Below are 16055 nucleotides of genomic sequence, written 5' to 3'. Positions count from 1 at the left end.
TGCATCACCCCTTGCGGGCAACTCCGCTGCCACCATGCAGGGCAAGTAGCAGGTCTGCCTCGCCGCGGGTCAGGCCGCAGGTCTTCATGAGTTCCTCGCGGCTGGCGCCCTGGGAGGCCAGGCGCATGGCATGCTGGTAGGGGCCCTGGTCTGGATCTCGCAGCAGCAGCTGCTCCTGCTGTTCCGCCAGCTGGCGAAGCCGGCGCTCCACCTCCGCCTGTCTCTGGTCGGTGGCCATCTCGCTGGAGCACACCGCGCTCAGCGCGCCGCGCAGGGACAGCAGGGCGGTCTCCTGGATCATCACCCGGCGGCCGAGACGGCGCACCCGAACCATGGCCCACAGGGCGACACCTGCGGCGATGGCGGCGAATACCAGGGCCGCAACGGCCAGCAGCATCAGGGGAGTGATCATACGTACTCGTCAATGTTACGACCGGTCGAATCATCGGGAGGCGGTCGACGCGGCGTCTCCTCCTCCGGTGCCTGTTCCTCGTCCTCGTCCCTGGGCTCGGGTGTGGGTGAGCGCGGATACCTGCCCTTCTCGTCGCCCTCCTCGGGTACCGGCCGGCTGGGCCAGCTGGGGTGCACGGGGGGCACCGGATCGAAATCCACCATGACTTTCAACCTCCCGGATCCTGTAAGGATCCTGCGGGCGGTTTCGGGCCGGGCTTACAGACTGGCCATCTCCGCCCACTCTTCTTCCGAGAGCAGCTTGTTGAGATCCACCACGATGGTCAGCTCGCCGTCGCGGCTGGCCACGCCCTGGATGTACTTGGAACTCTCGTCGTTGCCGACATTGGGCGCGGGCTCGATCTCGGCGGCGCCAAGTTCGATGACCTCGGCCACGCTGTCCACCAGGATACCCACCACCTGGTTGCTGACCTCGATGATCACCACCCGCGAGGCATCATCGGGCTCCCGGGGCTCCAGGCCCAGGCGACGACGGGCGTCGATGACGGTGACCACGTTGCCGCGCAGGTTGACGATACCCAGCACATAATGGGGAGCACCCGGCACCGGCGCGATCTCGCTGACACGCAGCACTTCCTGCACCTGCATCACGTTGATCGCATAGGTCTCTTCCGCGAGGCGGAAGGTCACGTACTGGGCGGTCGGTCCCCGGGCGCTGGCCTTGGCTTCCTGTTTCATCGTGTTGTCCTCTGGCTTCTCATGTCCTGTGGATGATCAGGGGACGAACCCCTGGCTTGTTATCATTGCGAAATCCGGCAGCGGTGCCCGATGCATCAGCGCCTTCGGGCCGGGGCGGGCGCGGTGGATACACTCCACTGACCGGTGGCGAGATCTCTGGCCAGGATGTCCACGTCCAGTATGGCACACATCTGTTCGATGACCGTTCCGGCCAGCCAGGGACGCTTGCCACGACTGCTTCGCCAGCGCACCGCGTCCGATTCCAGGGTCATCACCTCGGTGATGCCCTCGCAGGCGATACCCCATTGGCTGTCGTCCATGAGCACCACGTGCCGCGCCTCGATGGGGGCGTACTCGCGTCCCTCCGGCAGCACGATGCGGGCGATATCCACCACCTTGACCTGTCGATCCAAGTGCCTCACCAGGCCCAGGAACCAGGGCTGATGGCCGGGCATGGGCGTGATCTCATCGGGCATCTCGATGATGCCGTTGAGCTTCACCAGCGGTACCGCCAGCGTCAGGCCGGCAAGCCGCAAGCCCAGACACTGGAACCGTTCACGCCCCCATTCCGGCGGGCCAACCTCGGGCGACGGAGACTGTGCCTGCGACGGTTCGACGACGGGTGCCTGTACGGGGGCAGGCACCTCGGTCCTGACCTCGGCCACAGGCGGCGTCGGCGGAGCCTTCACAGGCGCGGGTACAGGCATTTCGGTACGCGCCTGCGACTCTGATTCCTGGGGTGCTTCAGGGATCTCCTGAAGCAGGCTGTCCAGGTAGCGGGTCAGCGCCTCGCGCTCCTCCAGGAGTACCGGGTCCCGTTGTGGGTTCATGAGGCGGCCCTGTGCTGTTTTTCATCTCGTTCCAGGCGACGTAGCAGCCAGTCGTAGGCCTCCACGCCCCGCGCATCGGGCTGCATCAGCGGCAGGGGGATGCCCACCGTGCTGGCCTCGCGAAACTGGGTATCCACGGGCACCATGCCCTCCCAGAGGGTATCGGCATGTTCGGCGCGAAGTTTACGCAGGCTTTGCACCGAGGCCCGGGTACGACGATCGAACATGGTGGGTACCACCAGGTAATCCATCTTCATGCGCCGGGAACGCTGGATCATGTCCAGGGTGTGCAGCATGCGTTCCAGGCCCTTGAGTGCCAGGGTCTCGGTCTGCACGGGGATCAGCAGCCGGTTGCAGGCAGCCAGGGCATTGACCATGAGCACACCCAGCATGGGCGGGCAATCCAGGATCACGGTGTCAAACCGGTCCGACATCGCGGTCAGCGCGCGGTGCAGCACCAGGCCCATGCCCTCGCGACCGCCCAGCTGCCGGTCCAGGGTGGCCATGGCGGTGGAGGCGGGCATCACGTGCAGGTGGGGGAAACGGGTCTCGTGCACCAGGGTCTCGGGATGCACGCTGCCGGCCGTGGTCTGGCGGAACAGGTCATAGACACCGGCGGTACCGCTCTCCGGGTCCATGCCGAAATAGGCGGTCAGCGATCCGTGGGGATCCAGGTCCACCAGCAGGGTGTTCTCGCCGCGGGCAGCCAGCAGTCCGCCCAGGCTCACCGCGGTGGTGGTCTTGCCCACGCCGCCTTTCTGATTGGCCACGGCCCAGACGCGCATCAGAACGTGCCTCCGTTGCGGTCCTGGGGATCGACCATCTCGTTGAGGTCATCGCGCAGATCCTCGGCCTCGACGGCTCGATCCGTGCGTGGCCGGCGCTCGGCCAGTACGACGATAGTCACGCGCCGGTTCTGGCGACGTCCCTCAGCGGTGTCGTTGTCGGCAATGGGGCGATACTCCCCGTAACCGATGGCGGCCATGCGCGTCGGGTCCAGCTGATTGCGGCTGAACAGGTTCACCACGCTGGCGGCCCGGGCCGCGGAGAGTTCCCAGTTGGACGGGAAGATCGGCGTGTTGATGGGCACCGTGTCCGTGAACCCCTCCACCTGGATGCGCGCCGGGAAATCCCGCAGGATGGTGGCCAGACGCTGCAGCACCGGCACGGCCTCGCTGGACAGCTGGGCGCTGCCGCTGGCAAACAACAGGCTGGTGTTGATCTCCACCTCGATCCAGAAACGATCCCGGCGCATGCGGATCAGGTCCGCGTCCATGAGCGGCAGCATCGCCCGCTCGATCTCGTCCGCCAGACGGCTCATGCCCTCGGCAGCGGCCTGCAGTTCGTCGGCGTCCAGTTCCGCATCGCGCAGCAGGTCATCCATGCCCCGGTCAATGACGCCCGGCTGCGCGGGTGCCGCCCCCAGATCTAGCGGCGCGAGGCTGCGGGTCTGCTGCTGTTCCATTTCTGGCGCGGGCCGGCCGACCTCGCCGATCTGGATCGGCTCGGTGGACTTGGGTGGCGCCCGGAATGCGGCGACCAGGGAATCGGACAGCACCCGGTACTTGCCCTCGTTCACCGAGGAGATGGCGTACATCACCACGAAGAAGGCCAGCAACAGGGTGATCAGATCCCCATAGGGGATCGCCCACGCCTCGTGGTTGACGTGCTCCTCGTGATGCTTTCTGCTGCGTCTCGACATATCGTGTCAGTCTCGGGGTCGCGCCCGGGGCAGGATCGGATCCGGCCTCAGAGCATGTAGCCCCTGAGCTTGGTTTCGATGTTGCGCGGATTCTCGCCCTCGGCGATGGAGATGATCCCGTCGATGATCATCTCCCGATACGCGCTCTGACTCTGCACCGTGTTCTTGAGCTTGTTACCCACGGGCAGGAAGAACAGGTTGGCGGAGGCGATGCCGTAGATGGTGGCCACGAAGGCGGCGGCGATGCCCGCGCCCAGGCGGCTCGGATCAGCCAGGTTCTGCATCACCGCCATCAGACCCATGACCGCACCGATGATGCCCAGGGTGGGCGCATAGACCCCCATGCTTTCGTAGACCTTGGCACCCTGCAGGTCGAACTGCTCGCGGGTGTTGAGATCCACCTCCAGGATGTTGCGGATGGCCTCCGGTTCGGTGCCGTCCACGAGCAGTTGCAGGCCCTTGGCGGAGAACGGGTCCGGTTCCTGCTCGGCGAGGGTCTCAAGTCCCAGCAGGCCTTCCTTGCGCGCGATCTGGCTCCAGTTCACCAGCTTCTGGATGGCCGCCTCGGTCTCGATGCGCGGCGCCATGAACACCCAGGGAAAGATCTTGAGCGCGTGCATGAACACCTTGAGCCGGGTCTGCATCAGGGCGGCTGCGATGGTGCCCACCACCACGATCACGAAGGCAGCCGCGTTCCACAGGGCCTCGAGACCGCTACCCTTGGCGATGGAGCCGCCGATGATGGCCACCAGGGCCAGCAACACGCCGATGAGACTCAGGATGTCCATGGGCTCATCTCGTTGTGATATGACTCAGGCATCAGACACCGTTGGCCATCAGGGGCCCGATCTGGGACAGAGGCAGGACACGGTCCGCCAGGCCGGCCTCGGCCACCGCGGCTGGCATACCGTAGACCACGCAACTCTCCTCATCCTGGGCCCAGACCTTGGCGCCCAGCTGCTTGAGCGCACGCACGCCCTCGCGGCCATCGGCGCCCATGCCGGTCATGATGATCGCCAGCACCTGGCCGCCGAACACCGGCGCGGCGGACTTGAAGGTCACGTCCACGCAGGGACGGTAGTGCTGGCCCGCTTCGCTCTCAACGATTCGTACCCGCTGCTGACCGCCCCGGGACTCCACCACCATCTGCATGCCGCCGGGTGCCAGCAGGGCAAGGCCCGGCTGCAAGACATCACCGTCGGCGGCCTCCTTGACGCGAATCGCGCACAGGGAATCCAGGCGCTGGGCAAAGGCCGGCGTGAAGCTGGCCGGCATGTGCTGCACCAGCAGCAGGGGCAAGGGGAAATTGGCCGGCAGTGCGGTGAGTACCTTCTGCAGCGCCACCGGTCCGCCGGTGGAGGTGCCGATCAGCACCGCGCGGAAATCCCGCATGCGTACCGGGCTGCGATCGACGCGCGCAGGCACGGCACCCGTCGCGGGGGCCGTGGTGGCGGGTCTTGCCGTGGCCGTGGCCGCCGTACCGGGCACTGCCGGGGCAGGACGGGCCCGGCGCATGCCGAGGGTGCGGACCCGCCGGCAAAGCACCTGGCGTGCCTCCTGCTGGTCCCGGGAGATGTCCTCGAAGCGCTTGGGCAGGAAGTCAGCGGCACCGGCATCCAGGGCATCCAGGGTGGCCTTGGCCCCCTCGAAGGTGAGCGAGGAGAACATTAGGATCGGGGTCGGCTGGCGTGCCATGATGCGACGCACGGCGGTGATGCCGTCCATCACGGGCATCTCGATGTCCATGACGATCACGTCGGGACGCAGCTTGGCGGCCTCGTCGATGGCCTCCTGACCGTTGGCGGCCGTACCCACCACCTCGATGCCCGGATCAGCATCGAGGATCTCGACGATACGACGTCGGAAGAATCCCGAATCGTCCACCACCAGTGCACGTACCGCCATCTAAACCATCTCCTCAATGTTGCCGCTTGCGTGTCGCACGCGCGTCACGCGGCATGGATGCTGTCATCAGAAACGCCGCGCATAGGCCTTGAGCAGGCTGGGCACGTCCAGGATCAAGGCAATGCCGCCATCGCCGGTGATGGTGGCCCCAGCGAAACCCGGCAGGCCGTGCAGCGAGGCGCCGAGGGGCTTGATCACCACCTCCTCCTGGCCGATCAGGCTGTCCACCACGAAACCCACGCGCCGGTTGCCCACGAACACTACCACCACGTGCTGAGTCTCGCGGTTCGCCACGGGTGCATCGTGGCGGACCAGCCAGCGGCGCAGGTAATACAGCGGCAGGGCCTGGTTGCGCACCATGATCACCTCCTGGTCGTCCACGTGGTTGGTGCGGGACAGATCCAGGTCGAAGATCTCGCTCACATTGGCCAGCGGCAGGGCGAAACGCTGGTTACCCAGCACCACCATGAGGGTGGGCAGGATGGCCAGGGTCAGCGGCACCTTGATGCGCAGGGTGCTGCCCTGACCCTTCTTGGAATCGATCTCGATGGTGCCGTTCAGTTGTGCGATACGGGTCTTCACCACATCCATGCCGACGCCGCGCCCGGAGATGTCGGAGATGGCGTCCTTGGTGGAGAAGCCCGCCATGAAGATGACGTTGAAGGCATCCTGGTCGCTCATGCGCTGGGCCGCATCCTCATCCATGAGCCCCTTCTCAACCGCCTTTACGCGCAGCACGTCCGGGTCCATTCCCTTACCGTCATCGGCGATAGTCAGCAGGATGTGATCGCCCTCCTGCTCGGCGGACAGCACCACGTGCCCGGTGCGGGACTTGCCGGCGGCCACCCGCTCCTCGGGGGACTCGATGCCGTGATCCACGGCGTTGCGCACCAGGTGCACCAGCGGATCGGCCAGGGCCTCCACCAGGTTCTTGTCCAGGTCGGTCTCCTCGCCGCGCAGTTCCAGATCGATCTCCTTGTTGAGGCTGCGGGCCAGGTCGCGCACCACTCGGGGGAAGCGCCCGAACACCTTCTTGATGGGCTGCATGCGGGTCTTCATCACCGCCGCCTGCAGGTCGGCGGTGACGATGTCCAGGTTGCTGACGGCCTTGGCCACCTGCTCATCGGACATCTTGGAGCGCAGGGTCGCCAGCCGGTTGCGCACCAGCACCAGTTCACCCACCAGGTTCATGATGTCGTCCAGACGCTTGGTGTCCACGCGCACCGAGGTCTCTGCGGCGGGCTGTGCCTGGGCGGCGGCAGCCGCGGGGGGGGCGGCAGGGGCAGGCGCAGCAGCGGCGGGCGCGGCCTTGGCAGACGCCACGACCGGGGCCTTGCCCTTGCCGTGCAGTTCGTCCAGCAGGTTCTCGAACTCGTCCTCGCTGATCAGATCGGGGTCCGCGGACTTGCCTGCGGCCGGGGCTGCGGCCTTGCTCTCGGCAGGCGCCTTGCCCTTGCCATGCAGTTCGTCCAGCAGGTGCTCGAATTCGTCCTCGCTGATCTCGTCGCTCTTGTGCGAAGCGGCCGGTGCTGAGGCCAGGGCGGGCGCGCTGCCACCGGACTGCATGGCATCGAGCAGGGCCTCGAACTCCTCGTCGGTGATGTCGCCATCGCCGGCCGGCACGGCAGGGCTGGCGGATGCAGGCGGGGCAGGCTCGGGGGCGGGCGGAGGCGCCTCGGCGACGGGAGGCGGTGCAGGCGCGGCGTCCGCGGGCCCGGTCATGGATTCCAGACGCGTCAATAGCTCGGGATCCGCGGGTCCCGGCTCGACGCCGCCGCGGATCTCGCCGAACATGCGGTTGACCACGTCCAGTACCTGCAGCACCGCATCCATGAGCGCGCCATCCACCTGACGTTGGCCCTGGCGCAGCACGTTGAACACGTCTTCGGCCCGGTGGCACACCGCCACCAGGTGGGTGAGATTGAGGAAGCCCGCACCGCCCTTGATGGTGTGGAAGCTGCGAAACACCGCATTGAGCAGGTCGCGGTCGGTGGGGTTGCGCTCCAGTTCCACCAACTGCTCGTTGAGTCCTTCCAGCAACTCCCCGGCCTCCACCAGGAAGTCCTGCAGAATCTCGTCATCGGTATCCAGACTCATCCCCTACCCCTTCTCGTTATGCGCTTGGCAACGCGCTCAGAATCCCAGGCTGGAAAGCAGGTCATCCACGTCGTCCTGGCCGCTGACCACGTCGCTGGCACCGGCCGTGCCCGGCACCGCCGGCCCCATGCCCTTGTTCTGATCCTCGGCGCGCTTCTCCTGCATCTTTTTCTGGTCCGGCGTGGAGAGACGCTCGCCGGAGATGCGCACCAGGCCCACCAGGTTCTGCTCCACGTCCTGCACCAGGTTGATGACCCGGCGGATCACCTGGCCGGTGAGGTCCTGGAAGTCCTGGGCCATGAGCACGTCGGACAGGTTACGGCGGATCGCCTCGGCATCGCCGTGCACCACGGCCAGGAACTCACCCAGTTCGCCGCTCAGCTGCCTGAACTCCTCGGCGGAGAGCTCGCGCGCACGAAAACGCTGCCAGCTCTGGGCCAGATCGCCGGCCCGGCTGGAGAGCTGCTCCGACATGGGCAGGCTCGCCTCCACGGCATTGAGGGTGCGGTGCGCCGCATCCTCGGTCAGGCTGACCACGTAGTTGAGTCGTTCCTTGGCGTCCGGGATGTCGGTCTGAGTCAGCTCGGAGAGACGCGAGTCCAGACGGAATGCATTGAGGGCCTCGTGCAGGTCACGGGTCAGCTTGCCCAGTTCCTGGAACAGCAGGCTCTCGTGCATGCGACCCAGCTCCTCGATCAGCCGGGCGGCAGATTCCTCGTCACCGGCCTCGATATGGCTGACCAGCTGACGGGCCTTCTCCAGCTGCTGGGCCTTGAGCTCGGCGGCCTTCTCCTCCACTCCAGGCGTGTCCATCACGCTCAGCCCCCCGCGTTGATGCGTTCGAAGATCTTTTCGATCTTCTCGCGCAGGGTTTCGGCGGTGAACGGCTTGATGATGTAGCCGTTGACCCCGGCCTGGGCGGCCTCGACGATCTGCTCGCGCTTGGCCTCGGCGGTCACCAGCAGCACCGGCATGGTCTTGAGTTTGTCGTCGGCGCGCACGGCCTTGAGCAGGTCGATGCCCGGCATGTTGGGCATATTCCAGTCGGTGATCAGGAAGTCGAAATTGCCGTTCTGCAGCATGGGCAGGGCCGTGCTGCCGTCATCGGCCTCGCTGGTGTTGTTGAAGCCGAGATCCCGAAGCAGGTTCTTGATGATGCGTCGCATCGTGGAGAAATCGTCCACGATCAGGATCTTCATGTTCTTGTCCACACTGACCTCCGCCTAATTCAGATTGCATCCGGCTGACCCTGGGGGTACCGGGGGTTGAAGTGATCCAATCTCACGCCCCGCGCGGCATCACTGCCGCGCAGGTCGATAATTCATTCCTGCTCACCCGAATGACCGGTCCAGTCGCTCATGCGTGACCGCAGCCGCACCAGGGCCTGGCCATGGAGCTGGCAGACCCGGGATTCGCTGACACCAAGCACCTCGCCGATCTCGCGCAGGTTGAGCTCGTCGTCGTAGTAGAGCGACATCACCAGCCGCTCACGCTCCGGCAGCGCGCCCACCTCCCGTGCCAGCGCCGCCCTGAAACCATCGGACTGCAGGGCCTCGAAGGGGCTCGGCTCGTCCCCGGGCAGCAGGTCCTCGCCCTCGGAGTCCGGCTCGAAGATATCCTCGAAGCTCAACACCTTGCAGGAGGCGGCATCGCTGACCATGTGCTGGTACTCGTCCAGGCTCACGCCCAGTTCCGCGGCCACCTCCGCAGGCTGTGCCTCACGGCCCAGGCGGTTTTCCACCAGGCGCATGGCCTCGCTCACCCGGCGCGCGTTGCGGTGCACCGAGCGCGGCGTCCAGTCGGAGCGTCGCACCTCGTCGAGCATGGCGCCACGGATGCGGATCCCCGCATAGGTCTCGAAGCTGGCCCCCTGGGTTGCATCGTACTGCTGGGCCGCCTCGAGCAGGCCCACCACGCCGGCCTGGATCAGGTCGTCCACCTGCACGCTGGAGGGCAGCCGCCCCAGCAGGTGGTAGGCAATGCGCTTGACCAGCGGCACATGCGCATCCACCAGGCGGTTGCGGTCCAGGAGTTCGCTCGAGTACATGGCGGCTAGTCCGTTAATGACAGGGCCTCCCTGTCATTAGAGCCCGAACCCACCAGGCGCTCAACAAAGAACTCGATGCGCCCGCTTCCACCGGCGGGTATGGGCCATGTATCGGCCTTACGGGCCAATTCCTTGAATGCGCGCGCAGCCGGGCTGGACGGATAGGCCTCGGTGACTGCCTTCTGGCGCTGCACGGCCTTGCGCAGATACTCGTCATGGGGGATGGCCCCGGCGTAGTCCAGGGTCACGTCCAGGAACCGGTCGCACACGGTCACCAGCTTGGCGAACAGCTGCCGGCCCTCGTCGGGCCCGCGCACCATGTTGGCCACCACGCGCATGCGGTTGATGCCATGATCCCGGCTCAGCACCTTGATCAGGGCGTAGGCGTCAGTGATGGAGGCCGGCTCGTCGCAGACCACCACCAGCACCTCCTGCACGGCGCGGCAGAAGCTCAGCACGCTGTCGTGCAGGCCGGCGGCGGTGTCCACGATGAGCACGTCCACCGGACGGCTCAGCTCGCTGAAGGCGCGGATGATGCCCACGTGCTCGGCCGGATCCAGCCCGGCCATGCGCGCCACGCCGGAGGCGGCGGGCACGATGGTGATGCCGGCGGGCCCTTCCACCAGGATCTCGTCCAGGCCCAGGTCACCCTTGAGCACGTGGGAGAGATTGGCCCGGGGCTGCAGGCCCAGCAGCACGTCCACATTGGCGAGCCCCAGGTCCGCGTCCATGAGCATCACCGAGCGCCCGCCCTGGGCGAGCGCCACGGACAGGTTCACGGACACGTTGGTCTTGCCCACGCCGCCCTTGCCGCTGGCCACCGCGATCACCTGCACGGGGCGGGGTGCGCTCATGCGGCGCAAGCCTTCGGCCTGATCGTTGATCGGGTCATTGTATCTGGGCATGGGCGTGTCGATTCACTTTCCGGGGCGCCATGGACGGGCGATGCCCGCGGGCGCGTTGCTGTCGGTCCGAGGCCAGGGACACCGCGCGGCTCACCAGGCGCTGCACCCGGGCCGGCTGCAGGTCCTCCGGTACCCGCTGCCCATCGCTCACGTAGAGCAGGGGCAGATCGCCGTGACTCAGGGCGGAGAGCACCGGACCGAGGCTGGCGGCCTCGTCCACCTTGGTGAGCACGGCGCCGGTGAGCGGCAGGTGAGCGAAGGCGCGGAAGGTCTCCTCCAGCACCGCCTGCTGGGCATTGGCGGCCACCACCAGCAGCGTGCGCAGCCGCGGTATGGCCGCAAGCCCAGCCAACTCCTCCGCCAGGCGCAGGTCCCGCTGGCTCATGCCGGCGGTATCCACGAAGATCCGTTGCTTGTCGCCAAGCCCCAATAGGATATCGCCCAACTGGCGCCCTGTCTGCGCCAAATGGACTGGTACGCCGAGGATCTGACCGAAGGTCTGCAATTGACGATAAGCGCCGATGCGATAGGCATCGGTGGTCACCAGGGCGATGGAGCCGCGCCCGTGACGCTGCACGTGACGGGCCGCGAGCTTGGCCACGGTGGTGGTCTTGCCCACGCCGCTCGGTCCCACCAGGGCGATGACACCCTCCCCTTCGAGCAGGGCCTCGCCGGCCACCGGAATCCGGGTGGCCAGACCGTAGAGCCCCTCGCGCCAGGCCTGCTCCGGGCTCTGGATCTGGCGCACGCCCTCGGCGATCTCGCGGGCCAGGGCCTCGTCGAGACCCAGGGCGCCGAGACGCTTGATCAGCTGTGCGCGGTGTGGATCACGACGCTTCAGGTCGTTCCAGGCGAAGCTGGCCAGCTGGTCCTGGAGCATGCCCCGCAGGGTCTCGATCTCCTGCTGCATGGCGACCAGGGCCGGATCCTGGGACCAGACGATCTCCCGGGCGGGCTCACGGCGTGGGCGCGCCTCGGGGGCGGGTGCGGGGGTCGGGATCATGATGGGCTCCACCACCTCCGGGGCCGCCTCGCGCAGGGCGGCCAGGGGCGGCTCGGGCGCGGCCTTCGCAGCGGCAGGTGCCGGCTCTCGGCTCATGTCGCTCAGCAGCTCCTCGTCGAAGTCCACCGCCGAGACGATCTCGATGCCCCCCTCCACCTTGCGGCTGGAGAGGATCACCGCATCGTCGCCCTGCTCCTCGCGCACCATCCGCATGGCCTGGCGCATGTCCCGTGCAAAAAATCGTCTGATCTTCATCGCATGTCACTCGATCGTTCTTTGAAGTGAGAAGTGTGAATCGGGAAGTGGGAACAACCCCCAGCCTGCCGATTCACACCTCGCTCGCTATGTTTGCCATTACTTCTCACTTCCCAATTCAACCTTCCTACTTGCCTTCCCGTCCCACCGTGGCCACCACCCGGATGCGCTTGTTGTCCGGGATCTCGGTGTAGGCCAGCACGTGCAGGCCGCGCACCGCCGAGCGGAGCCACCGGGACATCCAGGCGCGGATATCCGGGGAGACCACCACCACCGAGGGTTCTCCGGCCATCTCCTGGCGCTGTGCCGCCTCGGCGATGGACTTCTGCAGCCGTTCGGCGAGCCCCGGCTCGATGCCGAGACCGCCGCCACCGGCGCCCTGGGAGGACTTCTGCAAGATCTGTTCCAGGGAGGGATCGAGGGCGATCAGAGGTAGCTCCGGCGCGGTACCGATGATGTTTTGCACGATGGAGCGGGACAGGGCCACGCGCACGGCGGCGGTGAGAACGCCGGGATCCTGACTCTTGGCACCGTGTTCCGCCAAGGTTTCGGCGATGGTGCGCATGTCGCGTATGGGGATCTGCTCGGCGAGCAGGTTCTGCAACACCTTGAGCACCACCCCCAGCGAGAGGGTCTTGGGCACCAGGTTCTCCACCAGCTTGGGCGAGTGCTTGCCCAGCACGTCCAGCAGGTGCTGCACCTCCTCGTGGCCCAGCATCTCGTGGGCATGCTCCTTGAGCAGCTGGGACAGGTGGGTGGCCACCACGGTGCCGGCGTCCACCACCGTGTAGCCCAGGCCCTGGGCCTGCTCGCGGCTGGCGGGATCGATCCACACGGCGTCCAGGCCGAAGGTGGGGTCCTTGGTGGGGGTGCCGGCGATCTGGCCGAACACCCGGCCCGGATTGATGGCCAGCTCCCGGTCCGGGAAGACCTCGCCCTCGCCCACGGTGACGCCCATGAGCGCGATGCGGTAGCTGTTGGGACCCAGATCAAGGTTGTCGCGGATGTGCACCGGCTGGATCAGGAAACCCAGCTCCTGGGAGAGCTTGCGGCGCACGCCCTTGATCCGGCCCATGAGCTGGCCGCCCTGGCTGCGATCCACCAGCGGGATGAGCCGGTAGCCCACCTCCAGGCCCACCAGGTCCACGGGCGGCACGTCGTCCCAGGACAGTTCCTTGGTCTCGGGGCTGGGCGCGGCGGCGGCCGCCTCGATGGACGGCTCCAGCAGGGCCGCCTCCTCCGCGGCGCGGCGCTGGGCGGTGAGATAGGCGCTGGCGGCCATCAGGGCGCCCAGGGACAGGAACACCATGTTGGGCATGCCCGGCACCAGGCCCAGGGAACCCACCACGCCGGCGGCCACGTACAGGGCACGGGGGCTGGCGAACATCTGCTGGAACACCTGCTTGCCCATGTCCTGGGCGGCGGACACGCGGGTGACGATGATGGCGGTGGCCGAGGACAGCAGCAGGGAGGGGATCTGGGCCACCAGGCCGTCGCCGATGGTCAGCAGCACGTAGTTGGTGGCGGCATCCGCCAGGGCCATGCCGTGCTGCAGGGTGCCGATGGTCAGGCCGCCGATGATGTTGATCACCAGGATCAGGATGCCGGCGATGGCGTCGCCGCGCACGAACTTGCTGGCACCGTCCATGGAACCGTAGAAGTCCGCCTCCTGGGCGATCTCCTCGCGGCGCTTGCGGGCCTCGTCCTGGGTGATGATGCCGGCGTTCAAGTCGGCATCGATGGCCATCTGCTTGCCGGGCATGGCATCCAGGGTGAAGCGCGCGCTCACCTCGGAGACGCGCCCGGCGCCCTTGGTGACCACCACGAAGTTGATGATCACCAGGATCAGGAACACCACCAGACCCACGGCATAGTTGCCGCCCACCACGAAGTCGCCGAAGGCCTGGATCACGTTGCCGGCGGCGTCGGTGCCGGTGTGGCCGTTGAGCAGGATCACACGGGTGGAGGCCACGTTCAGGGCCAGGCGCAACAGGGTCGCCACCAGCAGCACCGTGGGGAATACCGCGAACTCCAGGGGCCGTGGCGTGTAGATGGCCACCAGGATCACCACCAGGGACAGGGCGATGTTGAAGGTGAACAGCACGTCCAGCGCGAGCGGCGGCAGCGGGATCACCATCATGGCCAGCATGGCCATGAGCAGCAACGGCGTGACCATGCCGGCACGCCCCACGTTCTTCAGACTGTCGAGAAAGGCAGCCATGGATCAGTACTCCCCGGGCGGCGCGCGCCGCAACAGTTCATCGGGTACGGGCAGGTCGCCGGGCGGCACGGGGGCGCGGGCCCCGGCCCGTCCTGCGGCCTTGAGCTGGTAGACGTAGGCCAGCACCTGGGCCACGGCCACGTAGAGTCCCGCCGGGATCTCCTGATCCAGGCGGGTGCTGTAGAAGATGGCGCGGGCCAGGGGCGGTGCCGGGAACAGGGGCACGCCGGCCTCGCGGGCCCGTTCGCGGATCTCGGCGGCCACCAGGTCGGCGCCCTTGGCCACCACCTTCGGGGCACCGGAGCCATTCTGGTCGTAGCGCAGGGCCACGGCGTAGTGGGTCGGGTTGGTGACCACCACATCCGCCTTGGGCACCTCGGCCATCATGCGCCGGCGGGCGATCTCCATCTGGGTCTGACGGATCTTGCTCTTGACCTCCGGTTTGCCCTCGGTCTCCTTGTACTCGTCCTTGACCTGCTGCTTGGTCATGCGCAGCTGCTTGTTGTGATTCCATAACTGGAAGGGCACGTCGATAAGCGCCACCAGGATCAGCGAGGCGGCCAGCAGCAGGAAGGTCCAGCCCACGATCCAGGCGGCGCGACCCAGGCCCTGCTCCAGGGACTGGTAACCCAGGCCCATGAGGGAACCGGACAGCCCCCACAGCAGGGAGCCGGCGATGGCGGCGATGAGCATGAACTTGGCGAGCGTCTTGCCGAACTCCATCAGTCCCTGCCAGGAGAAGATGCGCTTGAGCCCGGCAATGGGATTGAGCTTGTTCCACTTGGGCGCCAGGGCCTTGCCGGAGAAGCCTCCGCCGCCCATGGCGATGGGCCCGGCGACCGCCGCCACCAGCAGGATGCCGAACAGGGGCAGCAGCATGAGCAACGCCTCGCTGATGCGCAGGGTGAGCAGGGCGTGCATCATGCCGGTGTCGAAGATCACCTCCCGCTCCAGGGTGAAGCTGCGCCGTACCAGCTCCTGGATGCGCGACAGCATGCCGCCGCCCAGCACCAGCATGGCGCCGGCCCCGGCGAGCAGCACCAGGGTGGTGTTGAGCTCCCGGGAACGGGCGACCTGCCCCTTCTCCCGCGCCTCGCGCAGGCGTTTGGGGGTAGGTTGTTCGCTTTTCTCCTGCGAGCTGTCGTCGTTCTCAGCCATGGCCTATTGCCTCGTCAGGATGCCCATCAGGTCGAAGCCGCTGGCCAGCAGTTCCGTGAACTGGGGCAGCAGCACTGGGGTGGTGAGCATCAGCAGGATGAAGCCCAGCAGGATCATCATGGGAAAGCCCACGGCGAAGATGTTGAGCTGTGGCGCGGCGCGGGTGATCACGCCCATGGACAGGTTCACCAGCAGCATGGAGGCCACCGCCGGCAGGGCCACCAGCAGGGCGAACAGGAACATGGTGCTGCCCCAGCTCACCAGGGCCCAGAGTCCCTCGCGGGTGATACCTTCCACGCCCACCGGCAGTGCCTGGAAGCTCAGCAAGGTCAGTTCGATGAGGGCCACGTGGCCGTTCAGGGCCAAGAACAGCAGCGTGGACATGATGACGAAGTAGCTGGACACCACCGGCACCTGGACGCCGGACTGGGGGTCCACCATGGAGGCGAAGCCCAGACCCATGGACAGGGCGATGGCCTCGCCCGCCTGGGTGAGCGCGGCGAACACCATCTGCAGCACGAAGCCGATGGTGAGCCCGATGAGGATCTGCTGCACGCTGATCACCAGCCCGGCCAGACTCAGGGGCTCCACCGCCGGCGGCAGCGGAATGAGCGGCGCCACCACCAGGGCGAGGATGAAGGCGATGGCCACCCGCACGCGCACGGTCACGGTACCCGCGCCGTACAGGGGCGCGGCCAGCAGCATGGCGCCGATACGCAGAAAGGGCCACAGCAGTGACCCGATCCAGGCGGTGATTTCGGCGCTGGTGAAGTGCATGGTTCG

The 16055-nt window shown here is 66.9% G+C and carries 17 protein-coding genes; all 17 read right to left on the bottom strand.

Going from position 1 to position 16055, the window contains the following annotated elements; all coding sequences use genetic code 11:
- Positions 1-4: 4 nt before the first annotated feature.
- The 17 genes from D580_RS0108105 to fliR all read right to left on the bottom strand — a co-directional run bounded on the left by D580_RS0108105 (position 5) and on the right by fliR (position 16049).
- On the bottom strand, positions 5-412 hold the full coding sequence (locus D580_RS0108105) for a DUF2802 domain-containing protein (protein ID WP_018953907.1): 408 nt from the start codon (positions 410-412) through the stop codon (positions 5-7).
- Entirely contained in the window at positions 409-615 is a 207-nt protein-coding gene (locus D580_RS0108100; RefSeq protein ID WP_018953906.1) for a hypothetical protein, read from the bottom strand. Before D580_RS0108100 ends, D580_RS0108105 begins: the two co-directional genes overlap by 4 nt.
- A 54-nt stretch (positions 616-669) precedes the next feature.
- Positions 670-1149 carry a chemotaxis protein CheW gene (locus tag D580_RS0108095; RefSeq protein ID WP_018953905.1) on the bottom strand — a complete coding sequence of 160 codons (480 nt, stop codon included), beginning with the start codon at positions 1147-1149 and terminating at the stop codon, positions 670-672.
- Positions 1150-1244: 95 nt separating this feature from the next.
- Positions 1245-1979, bottom strand: coding sequence for a chemotaxis protein CheW (locus D580_RS16180; protein WP_081617261.1), 735 nt, complete (start codon positions 1977-1979; stop codon positions 1245-1247).
- Positions 1976-2764: a ParA family protein gene (locus D580_RS0108085; RefSeq protein WP_018953903.1), complete on the bottom strand. Its 789-nt coding sequence runs from the start codon at positions 2762-2764 to the stop codon at positions 1976-1978. Before D580_RS0108085 ends, D580_RS16180 begins: the two co-directional genes overlap by 4 nt.
- Entirely contained in the window at positions 2764-3681 is a 918-nt protein-coding gene (gene motD / locus D580_RS0108080; protein ID WP_018953902.1) for a flagellar motor protein MotD, read from the bottom strand. Before motD ends, D580_RS0108085 begins: the two co-directional genes overlap by 1 nt.
- A 47-nt stretch (positions 3682-3728) precedes the next feature.
- Positions 3729-4469, bottom strand: a complete 741-nt coding sequence (locus D580_RS0108075; protein WP_018953901.1) for a flagellar motor protein — start codon at positions 4467-4469, stop codon at positions 3729-3731.
- A gap of 31 nt (positions 4470-4500) precedes the next feature.
- Complete coding sequence (locus D580_RS0108070; RefSeq protein ID WP_018953900.1) at positions 4501-5586, bottom strand: protein-glutamate methylesterase/protein-glutamine glutaminase; 1086 nt, start codon at positions 5584-5586, stop codon at positions 4501-4503.
- Between the two features lie 66 nt (positions 5587-5652).
- Positions 5653-7683, bottom strand: a complete 2031-nt coding sequence (locus D580_RS0108065) for a chemotaxis protein CheA (RefSeq protein ID WP_018953899.1) — start codon at positions 7681-7683, stop codon at positions 5653-5655.
- 36 nt (positions 7684-7719) lie between these two features.
- A complete protein-coding gene (locus D580_RS0108060) occupies positions 7720-8481 on the bottom strand; it encodes a protein phosphatase CheZ (RefSeq protein ID WP_018953898.1) in 762 nt (253 codons plus the stop codon).
- A gap of 20 nt (positions 8482-8501) precedes the next feature.
- On the bottom strand, positions 8502-8882 hold the full coding sequence (cheY, locus tag D580_RS0108055) for a chemotaxis response regulator CheY (protein WP_081617262.1): 381 nt from the start codon (positions 8880-8882) through the stop codon (positions 8502-8504).
- 122 nt (positions 8883-9004) lie between these two features.
- Positions 9005-9730, bottom strand: a complete 726-nt coding sequence (locus D580_RS0108050) for an RNA polymerase sigma factor FliA (RefSeq protein WP_018953896.1) — start codon at positions 9728-9730, stop codon at positions 9005-9007.
- A gap of 5 nt (positions 9731-9735) precedes the next feature.
- Complete coding sequence (locus tag D580_RS0108045) at positions 9736-10584, bottom strand: MinD/ParA family protein (RefSeq protein WP_196799730.1); 849 nt, start codon at positions 10582-10584, stop codon at positions 9736-9738.
- 34 nt (positions 10585-10618) lie between these two features.
- Positions 10619-11893, bottom strand: coding sequence for a flagellar biosynthesis protein FlhF (flhF, locus tag D580_RS0108040; RefSeq protein WP_018953894.1), 1275 nt, complete (start codon positions 11891-11893; stop codon positions 10619-10621).
- Between the two features lie 127 nt (positions 11894-12020).
- Complete coding sequence (flhA, locus tag D580_RS0108035; protein WP_018953893.1) at positions 12021-14114, bottom strand: flagellar biosynthesis protein FlhA; 2094 nt, start codon at positions 14112-14114, stop codon at positions 12021-12023.
- Positions 14115-14117: 3 nt separating this feature from the next.
- Positions 14118-15272: a flagellar biosynthesis protein FlhB gene (flhB, locus tag D580_RS0108030; protein ID WP_018953892.1), complete on the bottom strand. Its 1155-nt coding sequence runs from the start codon at positions 15270-15272 to the stop codon at positions 14118-14120.
- A gap of 3 nt (positions 15273-15275) precedes the next feature.
- Complete coding sequence (gene fliR, locus D580_RS0108025) at positions 15276-16049, bottom strand: flagellar biosynthetic protein FliR (RefSeq protein WP_018953891.1); 774 nt, start codon at positions 16047-16049, stop codon at positions 15276-15278.
- Positions 16050-16055 lie beyond the last annotated feature (6 nt).

Origin of the sequence: Thioalkalivibrio sulfidiphilus, assembly GCF_000377945.1 — a bacterium.
Taxonomy (GTDB): domain Bacteria; phylum Pseudomonadota; class Gammaproteobacteria; order Ectothiorhodospirales; family Ectothiorhodospiraceae; genus Thioalkalivibrio_A; species Thioalkalivibrio_A sulfidiphilus_A.
This window is presented reverse-complemented; position numbering and strand designations above follow the sequence as displayed.